Below are 16,762 nucleotides of genomic sequence, written 5' to 3' on the forward strand. Positions count from 1 at the left end.
TTAATATTTTGCCGCGTCAGAAGAAGGATTTAATATATCGTGAATTTCTTCATCTGTTACGTCAAATTCGTAGAAGTCTTTGTAATACGTTTTAATTTCATCTTCAATCCTATACGTAAATAACTCGGGGTGATTTTTTTGCGCCATCCATTTTAGCATGAGCGGTGCATCGCCACTTGGTGGGAACCAACGGTAAATACCGAGTGGAATTTTATAAACCTTGCCATCTTGCACAGCCTTTACTTGACTCCAATCCTGTCCATTTACTTTATTTTTTAGTAAATCCACTGGTTGTGTTTCGGTAAAGTTCGTAATGTAAATAATGTCTGGATTCCAAGCGTAAATTTGTTCCATGTTGACTTCTTTTCTTCCTTGTACATCTTGTTCAGCAACATCTATCGCACCCGTTGCATTTAGCCATTGATTGCCAAAAAATTTACTACCACCTACCGTAATGGATTTATCATTATGCATAAATAATATTAATGCACGTGGCTTATTCGCTTTTGTTACATCCTTCAATGTAGCATCAAGTTCAGATTGCACTTTATTACCTTCTTGTAAAAAACGGTCTGCCCGATTAGTCGTTCCTGTTATTTGACTCGTTAATGTTAGCCAACTGTTAAATGTTGCTAACGGTTCGGCAGCAGCCGCATCAATGGTTTGTACCCCAACAACGGGAATGCCCGCTTCCGTAATTTTATTTATCGAATTTTCATCGGTTGACGTTTCTACATACAATTGAGGATTTACTTTTAATAACTCCTCAATATTGACTTCCCCATTTTGAACAAATGACGTTTTCGCATGTAACACGTCGGGTGAAATTTTCGCTAAAATCGAGTTCTTTGCTGCATTATACGAATTTGGATGCATCCCTACTATTTCTTTTGTCGAGTTTGTCGCGACATACCATGTGGAAAAGTAAGGTAAAATCCCCCCTGTCACAACACGTTCGATTTTCTCTGGTATTGTTACCTCACGTCCTAATTGGTCTGTCACTATTTTTTCTTCAGCAGTTGTTTGTACTTCTGAAGCAGAAGAGTCAGACGGTTGCTGTGTCACTGCCTCTTCTTGACCATTACATGCTACTAGCATTGCCGTTAGTGCTAATGTTGCAAGATAACCATATTTTTTCATTGTCCTTCTTCCTCTCTAAGCCATTTGGCTATACCGTGTAAAAATGGTTTTGATTGATCAATAAACCCTAGCCCAATATGGAACATAGGATCCAATGTTGTAACAACTAATTCGCCATTAAAACTCACATCATCGATATAAAATAGCGAGCGACCGTCCGGAATATCTAGTAAAGACTGTGCTCCTTCTGGCGGTAAAAATGAGCCATGATAATGCCATTTCAAATCGCGTAGTGTGATGTATTTAAATAAAGGATGCGTCTTATTGTGCGCTGTCATAGGCAAGTCTCCACCATTTCGCACCCACCAGCTAAAATTCACTTCGGAGTCTTGCCAATCTATCGTAGGGAACCAATGGTCCAAAATTTCACCAAAAATAACTAGCCGTTTGCCTGACTCAATAAACGCTAAAAGCTGTGATTGATAACGCTTTAAATGAGGAATATCTAAACGACAAGATAAAATTAATGTATCGTAATTCGCTAAATCATAACGATGTAATTCCCGAATATGTAATTGATCATCGTATAAATAACGAAACTCCTCCTCTGCCAAAAAGCGATTTTGAAATGGCAATCCATTTGTGACAATGCCAATCATAATGCTTGACCTCCCTTTACCTGATTGCGTGCATATTCCGCCCGAATGCAAGCAAGCATTTGCACACTTAATCGACGAGAGCTATTGTCTTCGTCAATGAACACACGATAGATATCTGTGCCTGCACCAGCAAAAATCGTGCCATTCGTTGAATCATAATCAGCATAAAGAATAACTGCTCCGCTTTGGTCTGTCACAAGGATCTCTGCATGCAGCGGAATTTTTTCAAAATATCCGCGTGAAAAAAATCCCCTAACACCCTTGCGGTAGTTAATGTCATCTGCATCAATCCCCACAAACAATGGATGGGTAGGTTCTTTCATCACAATTTCACGATCCTTTAATGGAATCGGAGAACGCTTCCAGTTAGGAACACCAACTAACCAAGGTAACGAGGTCTCGGTGAGCGAAAAAATGACACCCCCTTGGTTTAAATAATGCTCTAGCATTGCTTTATGCTCTAACAAAAACTGCTCCTCCACTAAATTCGTTATAATAATGCCTGCATATGCACGTAAATCGGCATAAGGTAAATCGTATAAATATAAAAATGTCAATCCACGTCTGCGATCCTCATCCGATAATCTGGAGAATTGAATATCAATACCGACATAAGCAATTGGTTTCAAAACATCCACTACTTTCTTTTAAAATATATTGAAAATGATTATCATTTGCAATAGAATATACACTACAGTATATTAATAATGATTATCATTGTCAATTTGATTTTGTGAGCACTTCACTATATTCAATTATTTCAAGATATATTTTGGGTCAAAAATAATATAAGTGCATATTAATTGTTTTATTAATATTATTTCCAAAATGGACTAAACGATTAGTTATGTTACGAGGAGGAATTATGATGAGCATTTCATTTACAATGCTGAAGCTAGACCCAGGACATGCCTTTGGTGTCAATGGCCGTATGCAGAAAGATGTAGGTAATGAAGCAAAAATCGTGGAACAATATGATTTTCCATACGCGAATTTAGATAATGTGGACGTTCTTTTGATTCCCAATTTTGTGGATCAAGAATGGTTATTTTTACAGCGCGAAAAAATTGCTGCCTTTTTAGCAAGTAAGAAAATCGTTGTCTTTTGTGGGCATTTATTTCGACAATGGTTGCCAGGATGTGGTCCGTTTATGCCCCAGCACATCCAAAACTTTAAAGATTATGAAGTATTTCCGACTGGGCAATCAGTGATTTTCGAGGGAGTTTCAACTGAAGATATGACATTCAAAAAAGGGGTTGCAGGCTTTTTTGCTCGAGGCTATCATCATGCACCTGCAAACGCTGAAATTTTATTAACGTTTGCAAATGGCAAACCGGTTACATACATTGACCGCTTTTCTACAAATGGTACGATTTTAGTACATGCCGGCCGTGATTTACTTGGTTATGCAGATGAACATACATCAACAGATCGCATCCGCCCACAGTTTTTAGCATGGCTAGAAACAGAGGTTCATGCTTTAAAGGAGGATAATGGTCAATGAGAAAAATTGGCGTAATTTACAGTGGGAATGAAGCACATTATCGTACGTTCCACGAACCAAAATTTAAGCAATTTATTGCAAAGCTTATTTACCATCCAGATTTTTTAAAAACCGATATTGACGACCTCGATGTCCTAATTGTCCCCTCCCAATTAAACTATCAATTATTGTTAACAAGCGCTGCGAAAATCCACAAATTTGCGGAAAACGGTGGCATTATCGTTGCTTTTGGCCCACAACCTTGGAATTGGATACCTGCGCAGCAATGGGAAGAACGACCAACAAACTTCTGGTGGTGGCTTGATAAAGATGCTTCTAGCGGCTTAGTCCTGCAAAATCCAGCTCATCCATTGTTCAATGGTTACCTCACTTTAGCTGATTGTACATGGCATCAACATGGTGTTTTTTGGCCACCAGAGCATGCAGATATTTTAATTTCTACAGAAGACGGTGGTGCGGTGCTTTATATAGATGCACACTCCAACGCTGGAAAATGGATTATTACAACACTAGACCCAGATTTCCACTTTGGTTCCTATTTCATGCCCGCCACAGAAAGGTTTTTTGAAGGATTTTTCCCTTACCTTGCATTTGGAAAGATTTAAGCAACACCTAACAATACCCGCTGATTACTTTTCAGCGGGTTATTGGTTACAAATCATAGCGGAAGCTTTTCACCAAGATATCGCCTTTATAAAACTCTTTTGACTCGTCTCGGACAAAACCGAGTGATAAATAGAGGTTGATCGCAACTTGCATAATATCACCAGAATGTAAATAGAGAGATTGATCCTGACGCTTGCGAGCAAAGGCAAAACTTTCTTGTAATAATTTTTTAGCCACACCTTGCCCCCTCCCTTTCGGATGAACTGCTAATAAGCGTACAATCGTTGACTCAATACCAAGTTCAGGAAGACCGTATGCTTTTTCAGCATTTGTAAATAGTTGCAAGCCTCCTACAATTTCCTGCTCACGCTTTGCAACTAATATTGTCTCTGCATTTGGATTGCCAACAGACGACCGAATATCTTGTAAATATTGAGCCCAATGCGCTGGGTCTTTGTAATCTTTCTCATACTGCGCATAACTGTCCACTAGCACTTCCAAATAAGCTGGATAATCTTCTTGTCGTAAATGTTCAATAACAATTTGTGCTACTGTCATAAACAACACTCCTTTCACTTCTTTTTCGATTGAAAACTGGATAAGCACTCAAACGTTGAACAGCGTTCTTATTGCACACAACTAGATGCCTCCCTTACTATAAGCCGTCACCCTCTTTTCGATTTGGTGAGCAAACCATTCCACAACAATTGAAACACCCCAATAGATTAAACCGACTGCTATAAATGCCTCTAAAAACTTTAAATTAACTGAAGCCACGATATTCGCTGCGCCTGTTAACTCTTTAATTGAGACAAAAAATGCCAAAGAGGTCGCATGCAAAAATCCAATAAAGACATTTGTAAAATTCGGAATGGATTGACTAAATGCTTGAGGTAATATCAAACGTCGCATTGCCTGCGAAAAGGTTAGCCCAACAGCATACGCCGCTTCTAATTGCCCTTGTGGCACACCTAAAATACCGGATCGTATAATTTCTGATGCATAAGCCCCTGCACTTAACGTCAACGCTAGTAAGACCAAAAATAAAATTGGAATCGTATTTGACTGAAAATCCAAACTCAATGCTTGTGCCATTGCATCTACAACAATTGGTATTCCAAAGTAAATAAGCATAATATGCATAATAATCGGTGTGCCTCTGAAAAAAGAAACGTAAAAATTTAATAACGGTGCTAGTATTTTTAGTTGTTTTAGGCGAACAAAGGCGACGATGATGCCAATTAAAATACCTAAACAAACAGGTGTAAATGTCATAAACAAAGTTAAAGGCAACACCTTAAAAATTTCCTGTAAAGCGTGCCCTATAAAAGCTACATCGATAGTCATTATCCTTTCCCCCTAGCTCATCGCTACTTCTTTCATATAACGGTTGAGATAGCGTTCATTACGTTTCAATACCTTTTCCGCGAACAGCACAATCACATAATAAACGACTGATAGTGCCAAATAGATTTCTAATGCTCTTGTAGTTGAAGCAATCAGCGTTTCTCCTCGACCGACCATATCCATAACACCAATTGAAAATGCCAATGACGTATCCTTTAACGAGCTAACCATTGTATTCGCCATATTTGGAAAGGCGATACGTAGCGCCTGTGGCAAAATAATACGTAAAAATGCTTGCGCTCGATTTAAGCCGACAGCGTAAGCCGCTTCTAATTGCCCACGGTCAATCGTTAAAATAGCAGCTCTAAAAATTTCTGCAAACGAGGCAGCATTACTGAATGTATACGTTATGATGACAAAATAGATAGCATCCATTCTTGTTACATCAATATGAATCATCTTTAATAGAGCAGGTACACCGTAAAACACTAAAAACAACTGAATTAAAATAGGTGTGCCACGAATAAATGAAATATAAATCGTAACCATTTGTTTTAAAATTGGAATTTGTAATAGCTTTGGTATGGCAGCTACGAAGCCAAACAATATGCCAAAAACAATCGAAAAAAATAAGATCTCCAGTGTTACGGGTAAATATTGAAGCAATATCGGAAGTACATTCGCTATTAGCATCCAGTCAAAATCATTGCCCATACTTCCCTCATCCTCTCCTATGTGTTAGAAATCTACAGTATAGTCATCACCTAACCACTTTTTACTAAGCTCGCTAATTACGCCTTCTGTTTTAAGCTCTCTAATCGCCTCATCAATACGCTCCTGTAAAGGTACTTCATCTTTGTTTAGTAAAAAGTAAACTTTCGAGTTTAATAGTGCGTCACCCACTACTTTTTGTTGAGCTTCATTGCTTTCGTTATAGTACTTCACTGCAAATGGTGTTGTAATAATTGCATCAAGACGGCCTGTCGCAAGTTGATTATTAACATCCACTGATCCAGAGGAGTACACAATATTTGCCCCTAAATTATGCTCTTTATTATATTTTTCAATAAAAACAGCAGAGTTGCTCGTTGGCGACACACTTACATTTTTGCCTGTTAAATCCGCAATCGATTGGATGTCATTATTGTCCGCATTGACCGTTACTTGTAATGGAAATACATTATATGGCTCCTTGTTAAATAGAAATTTTTCCTCCCGTTCACTATTGACCTCCATCTGATGTGCGATTAAATCAATTTTCCCTGTTTCTAAACTTAGTAATAAGTTTGAAAATTCCATTGTTTTAAATTCAAAATTATACTCCGGTAGCTTTTTATCAATCGCTCTTACAAGCTCAACATCGTAGCCTGTTAAATTCCCCTTATCATCAAGGAAGCAAATATTAGGAAATTGCGTACCTGTTCCAACCAGTATTGTTTGAACGTTATTTTTACCTTGTGCTTTCGCATCTTTACTACTATCTATTTGTGATTTTTCTGTACTTGAGCAAGCCGTTAACAATAACATAAGTACACATGTTAAATAAAACGTTAATTTCCTCATCGTATCACTCCCTTTCCTAAACTTGCGATGGTAAATGAATAGCAAGTGCTGTCTTAATATGTTCAAGTCCAAGTTCTGTAACGGCTTTGTACACCCCATCCTCACTTGAACCAATCTCTACTACTGGCACATAGCGTACGCCATACTTTGTATCAAGAATGTCACGAAAAGCATCGTTATGTGTAACATCAACTGTTCTATAGGTAATTCCTTGCCCTTGTAAATAGGCTTTAACTTCATCACAATAGCTACAACCTTGCTTTGACCATACAACTACATCGATCTTTTTTACCATGTTTGATAATCCTCCTTAACTTACTGCTTCATGTTGTTGTAAATGTAAATTTACTGGACTTAATAGTTCAAATGATCGCTGTCGTTCAAATGCCTTTAAAATCGGTGTATGCACAATAAACTCATCAATTTGATATTGCTTGTGAAAGGCATCCAATGTGGCTTTTATCTCTTCAGGCGTACCGTATAAAATATCAGCATCATACTGCTGTACAGTGAACGCTTCTCCTGATTCCTGCCCAAATTTTTCTGCTAATTCCACCGATTGTAGTGTCAAACTACGACCACTTGCCAAATGTACTTTCGTAATTTTTTGTTCTCCTACTAATGCCTGTGCCTCCTCTTTTGTTGGGGCGGCAAAGGCGGCAATTGATACTGCAAAATGACCATTTGGGAAATGCGTGCGATAGGTCTTAGCCGCTTCCTGTAAAATTGCCGAATCACTATTGATAAAGCGAGCAAAGACAAAGGCAATGCCAAGCTTACCTGCAAGAGCTGCACTTTGAGGGCTTGCACCAAGTAAAAATAACGATGGTTTTACTTTAGGAATAGGTGTTGCCTGAACATCTTTTAGTTCATGCTCTGATGGTAACGCGTTGTCCATTAATTGCTGTAAAAACGTTAGTCTTTCCTCAAAGTCCTCCCCATTGTTCAGCGTGCCAAATTGCAATGCCTTTGTAGACAATGGTAGACCTCCTGGTGCTTTTCCAATGCCCAAATCTACTCTCCCTGGTTCTAACGTTGCGAGCACATGGAAATTTTCTGCCACTTTGTATGGGCTATAATGTTGTAACATAACCCCACCTGAGCCAATACGAATTGAGGTCGTTTTTGCAAGTAAATACGATACTAAAACTTCTGGTGAAGTGCCTGCTAATGTATCGGTATTATGATGTTCTGACACCCAAAAACGCTTATATCCTAACTGCTCAGCTCTTTGTGCTAAAGCGACTGTATTTTGCAATGCTTGCTCGTTTGTCGCATTGTCGATAATTGGACTTTGGTCTAAAATGCCTAAAGAATAACTCATACAATACCTCCTCGAAATATATTTATTCAAATAAGTTTACTTGGTTTTTAAACAGACTGTGTGACATAACGGCTTTCTTTAAATGGTAATCCTAAATTACCTCGCAATGTATCTGCCTCATATTGCTCTCTGTATAGACCTCGTGACTGCAAAATGGGTACAACTTTATCGACAAAATCATCAAGTGCATCAGGCACTGTTACAGCTACAATAAAGCCATCCGCTGCTTCTTTTTCAAACCATTCCTGTACTAAATCCGCAATGTGTTCAGCAGTACCAAAAAATGTCGTTTTCGGTGTAGCTTCACGTAATGCTACTTGACGAAGTGTGAGCCCTTCTTCTTTAGCATAGGTTTTAATATAATCTGTCGTGCTACGGAAGCTATTTGCTCCAATGTCACCTAGCTCTGGGAATAATGCATCCACATCATACTGAGTAAAATCATGATGATCAAAATAACGACCAAGATAGGCAAGTGCACGTTCAATGGAAACAAGCTCTACTATTTCCTGATACTTTGCCTCGGCTTCTTCGATTGTGTCCCCGATAATAGGTGATATTCCTGGGAAAATCTTCACTTCATCAGGATTTCGTCCAACTTCTGCAACCGCCGTTTTTACTCTTTTATAAAACTTCTGTGCTTCTTCGAGCGATGCACCATGCGTAAATATGGCATCCGCATCCTTTGCGGCTAAGCGGATACCTGCATCCGAGGACCCTGCTTGGAAAATAACAGGTTGCCCTTGTTTTGAGCGCGCAATATTGAGTGGGCCTTGTACCGAAAAGTATTTCCCCTTATGTTGTAAGGTGTGTAGCTTTGCTGGATCGAAAAACACGTCATTTTCCACATCTGCTATAAAAGCATCATCATCCCATGAGTCCCAAAGTCCCTTTGTCACCTCTAAGTATTCCTCAGCAATTTGGTAACGTTCCGCATGGCTAGGATGCTGGTCAATCGTTTTATTATAATTTAACGCCGTGCTCTCTAATGGCGTCGTCACCACATTCCAACCTGCTCGCCCATTGCTAATATGATCGAGTGATGCAAATTGTCGTGCTACCGTAAATGGTTCACTATATGAAGTGGATACCGTTCCTACAAGTCCGATGTGATTTGTTGAAACTGCTAGTGCCGATAATAACGTTAACGGCTCAAAACGATTTAAAAAATGAGGGATTGACTTTTCATTAATAAATAAACCATCTGCAATAAAAGCTACATCAAACTTCCCTTGTTCCGCCTTCTGTGCTTGTTGTATATAAAACGGCAAGCTAACACTTTGATTGCTTGCTACTTTTGGGTGTCGCCAGCTTGAAATATTGCCACCTACACCATGAATAATCGCCCCAAATCGAATTTTATCCTGTCTCACCATACCTGTTCTCCTCCTTAAAAATTTTTATTTTACTAAGCTTAGTGGTTAAGTATGTTTTGAGTTAAAAAATAATATTTCACTTATGCTGTCAAGCAGACATGCATAAATAAAATAGGATTGAGGAAGATATTACCGTTCATTAAACAATTATGCAATAGGTCTTATAATAGAAAAAATTTTTTGAGCTATAAATTTTTTTATCATGAAAATGTTTGGGTATTTTCAAACTGAATAGCTGTATTTAGAATATTGTCCCAAAAAGCAGGTTCCAGTGTATCTTTCTTCAAATAAGTTAAAAAAATATGCTGGTTCATATCGAGTAAATGCTTCACATCAATCTCAACAAACTCGCCACTTTCAAGCTCGTTTTTCACACATAGATGTGGCAAAAAGCTCATATAACCTTTCGTTCGAATAAATGCCTTCGCTACTTCTAAATGGTCTGTTCGCACTTCAATATTTGCCGATACGCCTTCTACCTCGAACATTTTATGGACATAGTTCCAATCAAATGCGCCACATTCAAAAAACACCATTTTTTGCTGCGCTAATTCTTTTGCCTTTAAAACGACTCCTTGTGTCAAAGTATGGTCCCGATGCATAACGAGCTTTACTGCATTGCTTAATAACAACTCATTGCATACTCCTTGTCGATGCACATATTGCATAAACCCTATATCAATTTGGTGACTCTGTAATTTTTCTAACAGGATTGTTGTAGGACCTGTGATGATTTGAAAGCGCATGTGAGGAAAGCTTTCCTTCCATTTAGGTAAGGCATATGCCAAAAAATATTGGGCTGTCACACCGTTCGTGCCAATACATACTTCATTTGTTGTTTGCGTTTCCTGCAATTGCTTTTTCCCTTGCTGAAATGTTTGCACAATCTGTGTGGCAAATGGTAAAAAATCTTTTCCTTTCTCTGATAAAATGACACTTCTTGCATCACGATAAAATAATTCAACGTTTAACTCACGTTCCAATGATTTGATACGAGCTGTAACTGTTGGCTGTGATAAAAACAATGCATTGGCAGCCTTATGAATGCTTTTATAATGGACAACATATAAAAATGCCTCGATATGATCAATGTTCAAATAAAGCCCTCCTAAAATTTCGTATTGTTCCTATTATATAGATATCCATCAATTTTCTCTATAATTGATTGGAAAACTATGTTATTATCAATAACCATTTGAATAAAAAAAAAGCAACCCAGCGTCTCCCAGGTTACTTTCACTATGTAGCGATGAGGTCATCCATCTTGACAACGTACATCGCGCGCAGCTACATCCCTCTGTCTGTATGCCGCTTTATGTTATTCACAGATGACACCCACTGTTGTCAATGTGAACTCTCTATATAGCAACTCTCCATAAGAAAGTCATCTAGCCTAACGTTAAGCCATAATAGAAGCTAGAACAGCTTTTTGAGCATGAAGTCTATTTTCTGCTTGCTCAAAGATGTAAGAATTAGGGCCATCTATAACTGATGTTGCCACTTCTTCTTCGCGATGAGCTGGTAAGCAATGTAAGAACATATAGTCTGGCTTTGCATGTGCAACAAGTTCATCGTTGATTTGATAACCAGCAAAATCTTGTAAACGTTTTGCAGCTTCCTCTTCTTGCCCCATTGATGTCCAAACATCTGCGTATACCACATCTGCATCTTGGACTGCTGTTACAGGATCATTTGTAATCGTAATGGTACTACCGTTTTTCTCTGCAATCTTTTGTGCTTTTGCGATAACTTCCGCATCGCATTCATAGCCAACAGGCGTTGCAACAGCTACATGCATCCCTACATGTGCAGAAGCAACTACTAATGAGTGCGCTACATTGTTGCCATCTCCAACATAGGCAATTTTAAGACCTTGTAATTCACCTTTATTTTCAAAGATTGTTTCTAAATCTGCTAATGCCTGACAAGGATGATAAATATCCGTTAAACCATTAATAACAGGGATCGTAGCATGCTCGGCTAGTTCTTTAACCATTGCATGAGAGTTTGCACGAATCATAATGCCATCTAAATAACCTGATAACACATGTGCAGTATCATAAATTGATTCACCGCGTCCAATCTGCAAATCACGCGCATGCATAAACATACCTTTACCGCCCAATTGTTCCATGCCTACTTCAAATGAAATACGAGTACGCGTTGAATGTTTTTCAAAAATCATTCCGAGTGTTTTACCTTCAAGTAATTTCGGACATTTACCTTCTTTTGTAATTATTTTTAGTTGAGACGATAGTGCAACTAACTGTTGAACTTCTTCACTTGTATAGTCTAGCAAAGTTAGTAAGTCTTTCCCTTTTAAGCTTGACACTAACTTTAACTGTACCTCTTCTAATAATTTCATAGCCTTCGCTCCTTGCTTTTGTTACTGTTGAACTTAGTATACACATGCATAAATATAAAATCAACTGAATTTTTATGTTTATTTTCAAAAATTAGAATTCATCAGTTATTTGTGACAAAAATACGTCTATTTGAATATTTATGCATACGCAACGTATTGTCAACATACTACTGCCGTAGTTACATTGATAATCATTTCATATAACCTGTTTTGTTGCCATAAAAAAAAGAGCCTACCCGAAGGCCTGCTCTGGTCACACTTATGCAGTTATTTAAAGCTATTCTAAAATATTCTACTACTCTTCGGCATCACTTCGATATTCTAAAATATCGCCAGGCTGACAGTCTAACGCCTTGCAAATCGACTCTAAAGTAGTTAATCGAATTGCTTTTGCCTTTCCATTTTTTAAAATAGAAAGATTCGCCATTGTTATGCCAACCTTTTCCGAAAGCTCTGTTACGCTCATTTTTCGTTTAGCTAACATCACATCGATGTTAATAATAATCGCCATATCCTCAACCTCACACTATTCAATCATTTTCCGATTTTATGTCTACGATTTCTTTATACAAGTGTTTGGGAAAACCTCAGATTGTGATGACACTCGAATGCCAGCAGTTCCACTCAATCACCTTTAATAAATATCGCAACAACGAGAATTCCCGCTACAACAAAAGCACTGATAACAATAGCACAGAACTTGATTACTTTTAAAGCCTTAACTGATACTTCTGAACATGTCTTGTTCCTAGCAATGCCAAGCAACAGCTTATATGCATTACTATAAAGCAAATACATAAGTTGCTCCGAAAAAGCGTTGGTAATGCTAAGTTACTTTCCTCAAACAACTAAGTCGTTTTCGGATTTAATTTCGACCGCTTCTTGTAAAAGTCGTTGAAGAACAGCAGCAAATACTGCTATCACCATAGAGGCAAATGGTACAAGCAATCCAACAAAAATCACACCTGGTGCATCGTCTTTCTCAGCAAAAAGGTAAAAAAGTGGCAAAATCAGGACATGTAAACTACTAATGATAATGGCACAATATTTAATCTTCTTTAAAGATTTTACAGAAAGTTCCGAGAAGGCTTTGTTTTGATCAATGTAGCGTAATAGTTGAAACGCCTGATACAAAGCAAAGTAAAACGGAATGGAAGATGCATACAAAATAATCGATACGATATATTGTATTGAAGAAAACGCAGGTAATAACTTTTCTGAAAGCGTCCCTAGTTCCGGTACCAGCAAAATACACAGTGCTAAAACTGGGATAGCCATAAGTATGACCGCTATTTTTAAAAACAAAGTTGTTGCTATTTTCATAAAAACACCTCATTGGTTTATATTCAATATGATTTTAATACAATATTTATCGTATTACAATAAATAAACATTGATTTCCATTTCACAATCCCTTTCTATCCACTGCAAGAAGATCCACCCGTATCTCTAGGGCATGCTAAAATATAAAAAAACCTTCTAACAAATTGTTAGAAGGCTAAACTGCATTATAGCATGATTAATCAAATGTTATTTTGTTTACTGCATCGCGGTCTAATTTTTTGATCACTTCAACCATTAACTTCACAGCGTTATCGTAGTCATCACGGTGTAAAATCCCTGCGTGTGAGTGGATATAGCGTGTCGCGATACCGATTGATAAAGCAGGTACACCATTAGCTGTAACATGGATAGAACCAGCGTCTGTGCCGCCACCAGCCATTGCTTCAAATTGATATGGAATGTTATTTTCATCCGCCACATCTAAAACAAATTCACGTAAACCACGGTGTGAAACCATAGATGCATCGTAGACAACGATTTGTGGACCTGCACCCATTTTACTAGTCGATTCTTTCGGTGTTACCCCTGGCGTATCACCTGCAACACCAACATCAACAGCAAAACCGATATCTGGTTGAATTTTATGAGTTGCTGTTTTCGCACCACGAAGACCTACTTCTTCTTGTACGTTCCCTACAGAATATAGGATATTTGGATGTTTTTCATCTTTTAATGCCTTCATGACATCAATGGCAATCGCACAGCCAATACGGTTATCCCATGCTTTTGCTAATAAATACTTCTCATTTTTCATTACATTGAATTCGAAATAAGGTGTTACCATGTCACCAGGACATACTCCCCATTCAAGTACTTCTTCTTTAGAAGCAGCACCCACGTCGATAAACATATCTTTAATGTCTACTACTTTGTTACGTACATCGGCTGGTAAAATATGAGGTGGTTTAGAACCGATTACCCCAATAATTTCTTCACCTTTGCGTGTTGTAATTGTCACGCGTTGCGCAAGCATTACTTGGCTCCACCAACCACCCACTGTTTGGAATTTGATGAATCCTTTATCATCGATTTGAGTGACCATAAAGCCTACTTCATCTAAATGGCCTGCTACCATAATTTTAGGGCCGCTTTCATCGCCTACTTTTTTAGCGATGACGCTCCCTAAATGATCTGTTTCTACAGCATCTGCGTATGGTGCGATGTATTTTTTCATAACTTCGCGTGGTGCACGCTCGTTACCTGCAATGCCGTTCGCATCTGTTAAATCTTTAAACATTTGCAAAGTTGAATCTAGTTGTGTCATCCTTTTGCCTCCTACATCTTGTATCCCCTCTATTATACTTCGTTTACCGAAATATTCCTAGTGAGTCGTCTGAAAATTGATGTTTTTTTTACTTTTTAGTCTAGTAAATTAATAGCCACTTCGTTGGCGATTATAATTTTCTTCGTTTTTTTCAATATACGCTGACACAACATCCTCAAATGTAAAACCGAGGTTATATGCAAGTAACCCATAGCATTGCCAAATTGCTGCATAACTATGCTCTGTTGGGTGGCTTATAAATGTTAATATATAGTTTTGTGTCATTAAAAATGTCTCAGTTAAATCACGCTTATCTTCCACAACTGGCCATTTTTCTATAGCCGTATAGCCTTTAAGTAGCCCTAGCGATAAAATAAAGTGAATTGAATCCACATACTCCTCTAAAATTACTTCGCGCGCTGATGGTCCTTTCGTACTCCAAAACTTAAAGCAACGTGTTTCATTGGCAAGCTCCGCAAGCTCAACCATTAATGCCAAACCTTTCTCTTTAAAGACATCGTGTTCAATATTTTGTGTTTTTGCAATAAAATCATCAAGTTCTTTTTGCATCGTAAATAATTGTTGTAAGTTCATTTTTTTCTCCTAAATTTCTAAAATTTTTTTGTATAAAGTGAAACTAAATGTCTCCCCCAATCGTATAGGTAGGAATAACCTTTCTTCAAGGGGGAATTTTTTAAATGTTACCATTACTTATTCGACTTGCAGTGATTGCGCTTATTATCTATGTATTCTATAAAGCGATTCGATATATAACCGATCCTAAACGAAAACTCGATGAAGCCTATGAAAAAGGCCAATATTACTTTTATGATGACGTAAAAAATGTTCGAAAGAATTTCTTTATTTCTTTTAAGGGTGCGCTATTTGAAGGTGAAAAATACTTGGGTACGACCGAAGATGCGTTTGAGGTCGTTACAATTTTCGTTGGTGCCCGCGACACTGCAACTTTACAAGGATTTACAAGGAGTGACTTCGAATATCTCCAACAAGAAATTTTATTTAACTATCCTAACGCTAAAATCAACTGGAAGCAACCCATTGAACAACTTATGCGTGACACATCCTCTTCATGAGGATGTGCCAGGCACTCACACAATTCTACACAATTTAAGTTTTTTATAATGAGCTACTCCATAATTGCACGATTATAAAAATTTGAATTGCTGCAATCAATGGAAAGCCAAACGCAAAACTGTTATGGCGTGTTTTATGACGGAATAAATACATACCTAATACGCCACCAACAGCCCCTCCTGCAATTGCCAAGGTAAACAACGTACGTTCCGCAATGCGCCACTCATGCTTTTTTGCGCGCGATTTATCCATGCCCATCATAACAAGCAATACAACTGAAACAATTGCCATATAGGCAAGTAAAGCTTGAGCCATTAAAACAACCTCCTATGTAAAAAAGACTGATGAAATAACCCCACCAGTCTTCACTATACACTAATTTATTCGCACTTGTCGCTTCGCTTCAATGCCAAATATCTTTTGCCTCTGTCGCTTTGCTTTCGAGGCTGAAACCTTATTTTGCCTCTGCCGCTTTCGGGGCAGAAATTTATTTATATTTTGCCCCTGCCGCTTACGCTTTCGGGGCTGAAATTTATTTATATTTTGCCCCTGCCGCTTACGCTTTCGGGGCAGAAATAAAAAAGAGCGACTTAGTCGCTCTTTTTTATTTCGCTACTGCTTTTTTAGCAGCTTCTGCTAATTGTGTGAATGCTGCAGCATCTGTTACAGCTAAGTCAGCTAACATTTTACGGTTAACTTCGATACCAGCAACTTTTAAACCGTGCATTAAACGGCTGTAAGAAAGACCGTTCATGCGAGCAGCTGCGTTGATACGAGTGATCCATAATTTACGGAAATCACGTTTTTTCTGACGACGGTCACGGTATGCATATTGACCTGATTTCATTACTGCTTGGTTAGCAACTTTATATAATGTATGTTTAGAACCATAGTAACCTTTAGCTAATTTCAATACTTTTTTACGACGTTTGCGCGTCACTGTTCCGCCTTTTACGCGTGGCATATGAATTACCTCCTGCTTTTCATTAAAAAATGAATATTAGTTTATTTTGTGTAGTCAATCATTTCATGTAAACAAGTAATGATTTGATGCGTTTGAAGTCACCAGATGATACAACTTTACCTTTACGTAGGTGACGTTTTTGTTTCGTAGATTTGTTTGCGAATAAGTGGCTTCCGTAAGCACGGTCATATTTTAATTTACCTGAACCCGTTTTTTTGAAACGTTTCGCAGCTCCACGGTGAGTTTTCATTTTTGGCATGTCGAATTCCTC

23 protein-coding genes are annotated in these 16,762 nt (G+C 38.0%); 3 read left to right on the top strand and 20 right to left on the bottom strand.

The window, feature by feature from the left end; translation table 11 throughout:
• Genes T479_RS16500 through T479_RS16510 form a run of 3 tightly spaced genes read right to left on the bottom strand, consistent with a single transcriptional unit; the run spans nucleotide 1 to nucleotide 2,368 of the window.
• Entirely contained in the window at nucleotides 1-1,140 is a 1,140-nt protein-coding gene (locus T479_RS16500; RefSeq protein ID WP_025220282.1) for an ABC transporter substrate-binding protein, read from the bottom strand.
• A complete protein-coding gene (locus tag T479_RS16505; RefSeq protein ID WP_227665369.1) occupies nucleotides 1,137-1,739 on the bottom strand; it encodes a hypothetical protein in 603 nt (200 codons plus the stop codon). The genes T479_RS16500 and T479_RS16505 overlap by 4 nt, the downstream gene beginning before the upstream one ends.
• Nucleotides 1,736-2,368, bottom strand: coding sequence for a hypothetical protein (locus tag T479_RS16510; protein WP_025220284.1), 633 nt, complete (start codon nucleotides 2,366-2,368; stop codon nucleotides 1,736-1,738). Before T479_RS16510 ends, T479_RS16505 begins: the two co-directional genes overlap by 4 nt.
• A 239-nt stretch (nucleotides 2,369-2,607) precedes the next feature.
• Here T479_RS16510 and T479_RS16515 point away from each other — a divergent pair, with 239 nt between their 5' ends.
• The gene (locus tag T479_RS16515; RefSeq protein WP_025220285.1) at nucleotides 2,608-3,243 is read left to right on the top strand and encodes a hypothetical protein; all 636 of its coding nucleotides are present in this window, start codon (nucleotides 2,608-2,610) and stop codon (nucleotides 3,241-3,243) included.
• Nucleotides 3,240-3,848, top strand: coding sequence for a hypothetical protein (locus T479_RS16520; protein ID WP_025220286.1), 609 nt, complete (start codon nucleotides 3,240-3,242; stop codon nucleotides 3,846-3,848). Before T479_RS16515 ends, T479_RS16520 begins: the two co-directional genes overlap by 4 nt.
• 46 nt (nucleotides 3,849-3,894) lie before the next feature.
• Here T479_RS16520 and T479_RS16525 read toward each other — a convergent pair whose 3' ends face one another.
• From T479_RS16525 to T479_RS16590, 14 genes are all read right to left on the bottom strand, one after another.
• On the bottom strand, nucleotides 3,895-4,407 hold the full coding sequence (locus T479_RS16525) for a GNAT family N-acetyltransferase (RefSeq protein WP_024363842.1): 513 nt from the start codon (nucleotides 4,405-4,407) through the stop codon (nucleotides 3,895-3,897).
• An 81-nt stretch (nucleotides 4,408-4,488) separates the two neighbouring features.
• Complete coding sequence (locus T479_RS16530) at nucleotides 4,489-5,196, bottom strand: amino acid ABC transporter permease (RefSeq protein ID WP_025220287.1); 708 nt, start codon at nucleotides 5,194-5,196, stop codon at nucleotides 4,489-4,491.
• 12 nt (nucleotides 5,197-5,208) lie between these two features.
• Nucleotides 5,209-5,910, bottom strand: a complete 702-nt coding sequence (locus T479_RS16535; protein WP_025220288.1) for an amino acid ABC transporter permease — start codon at nucleotides 5,908-5,910, stop codon at nucleotides 5,209-5,211.
• Between the two features lie 24 nt (nucleotides 5,911-5,934).
• Nucleotides 5,935-6,759: a transporter substrate-binding domain-containing protein gene (locus tag T479_RS16540; RefSeq protein WP_024363839.1), complete on the bottom strand. Its 825-nt coding sequence runs from the start codon at nucleotides 6,757-6,759 to the stop codon at nucleotides 5,935-5,937.
• Between the two features lie 16 nt (nucleotides 6,760-6,775).
• Nucleotides 6,776-7,054, bottom strand: a complete 279-nt coding sequence (locus T479_RS16545) for a glutaredoxin family protein (RefSeq protein WP_025220289.1) — start codon at nucleotides 7,052-7,054, stop codon at nucleotides 6,776-6,778.
• A gap of 15 nt (nucleotides 7,055-7,069) precedes the next feature.
• On the bottom strand, nucleotides 7,070-8,083 hold the full coding sequence (locus T479_RS16550; RefSeq protein ID WP_025220290.1) for an LLM class flavin-dependent oxidoreductase: 1,014 nt from the start codon (nucleotides 8,081-8,083) through the stop codon (nucleotides 7,070-7,072).
• Between the two features lie 47 nt (nucleotides 8,084-8,130).
• Nucleotides 8,131-9,459: an LLM class flavin-dependent oxidoreductase gene (locus T479_RS16555; RefSeq protein ID WP_025220291.1), complete on the bottom strand. Its 1,329-nt coding sequence runs from the start codon at nucleotides 9,457-9,459 to the stop codon at nucleotides 8,131-8,133.
• Nucleotides 9,460-9,659: 200 nt separating this feature from the next.
• Complete coding sequence (locus tag T479_RS16560) at nucleotides 9,660-10,556, bottom strand: LysR family transcriptional regulator (RefSeq protein ID WP_025220292.1); 897 nt, start codon at nucleotides 10,554-10,556, stop codon at nucleotides 9,660-9,662.
• A gap of 302 nt (nucleotides 10,557-10,858) precedes the next feature.
• A complete protein-coding gene (gene argF, locus T479_RS16565) occupies nucleotides 10,859-11,824 on the bottom strand; it encodes an ornithine carbamoyltransferase (protein ID WP_024363834.1) in 966 nt (321 codons plus the stop codon).
• 295 nt (nucleotides 11,825-12,119) lie between these two features.
• Complete coding sequence (locus T479_RS16570; RefSeq protein ID WP_024363833.1) at nucleotides 12,120-12,335, bottom strand: helix-turn-helix domain-containing protein; 216 nt, start codon at nucleotides 12,333-12,335, stop codon at nucleotides 12,120-12,122.
• A 113-nt stretch (nucleotides 12,336-12,448) separates the two neighbouring features.
• Nucleotides 12,449-12,622 carry a DUF2975 domain-containing protein gene (locus tag T479_RS24360; RefSeq protein ID WP_346265259.1) on the bottom strand — a complete coding sequence of 58 codons (174 nt, stop codon included), beginning with the start codon at nucleotides 12,620-12,622 and terminating at the stop codon, nucleotides 12,449-12,451.
• 42 nt (nucleotides 12,623-12,664) lie between these two features.
• A complete protein-coding gene (locus T479_RS16580) occupies nucleotides 12,665-13,147 on the bottom strand; it encodes a DUF2975 domain-containing protein (RefSeq protein WP_024363831.1) in 483 nt (160 codons plus the stop codon).
• A gap of 196 nt (nucleotides 13,148-13,343) precedes the next feature.
• Complete coding sequence (locus tag T479_RS16585; RefSeq protein ID WP_025220293.1) at nucleotides 13,344-14,432, bottom strand: M42 family metallopeptidase; 1,089 nt, start codon at nucleotides 14,430-14,432, stop codon at nucleotides 13,344-13,346.
• A 108-nt stretch (nucleotides 14,433-14,540) separates the two neighbouring features.
• Nucleotides 14,541-15,026 carry a dUTP diphosphatase gene (locus T479_RS16590; protein WP_025220294.1) on the bottom strand — a complete coding sequence of 162 codons (486 nt, stop codon included), beginning with the start codon at nucleotides 15,024-15,026 and terminating at the stop codon, nucleotides 14,541-14,543.
• 104 nt (nucleotides 15,027-15,130) lie between these two features.
• Between T479_RS16590 and T479_RS16595 the strand changes: the two genes are divergently transcribed.
• The gene (locus T479_RS16595; protein WP_024363828.1) at nucleotides 15,131-15,526 is read left to right on the top strand and encodes a hypothetical protein; all 396 of its coding nucleotides are present in this window, start codon (nucleotides 15,131-15,133) and stop codon (nucleotides 15,524-15,526) included.
• Nucleotides 15,527-15,569: 43 nt separating this feature from the next.
• On the opposite strand, the gene T479_RS16600 is transcribed toward T479_RS16595, so the two are convergent.
• The 3 genes from T479_RS16600 to rpmI form a co-directional block, all read right to left on the bottom strand.
• Nucleotides 15,570-15,842, bottom strand: a complete 273-nt coding sequence (locus T479_RS16600; RefSeq protein WP_024363827.1) for a DUF1294 domain-containing protein — start codon at nucleotides 15,840-15,842, stop codon at nucleotides 15,570-15,572.
• Nucleotides 15,843-16,131: 289 nt separating this feature from the next.
• A complete protein-coding gene (gene rplT / locus T479_RS16605; protein WP_024363826.1) occupies nucleotides 16,132-16,491 on the bottom strand; it encodes a 50S ribosomal protein L20 in 360 nt (119 codons plus the stop codon).
• 58 nt (nucleotides 16,492-16,549) lie between these two features.
• Entirely contained in the window at nucleotides 16,550-16,750 is a 201-nt protein-coding gene (gene rpmI, locus T479_RS16610; RefSeq protein ID WP_024363825.1) for a 50S ribosomal protein L35, read from the bottom strand.
• Between the last annotated feature and the right edge of the window lie 12 nt (nucleotides 16,751-16,762).

The organism is Lysinibacillus sphaericus (assembly GCF_000600105.1).
GTDB classification, from domain to species: domain Bacteria; phylum Bacillota; class Bacilli; order Bacillales_A; family Planococcaceae; genus Lysinibacillus; species Lysinibacillus sphaericus.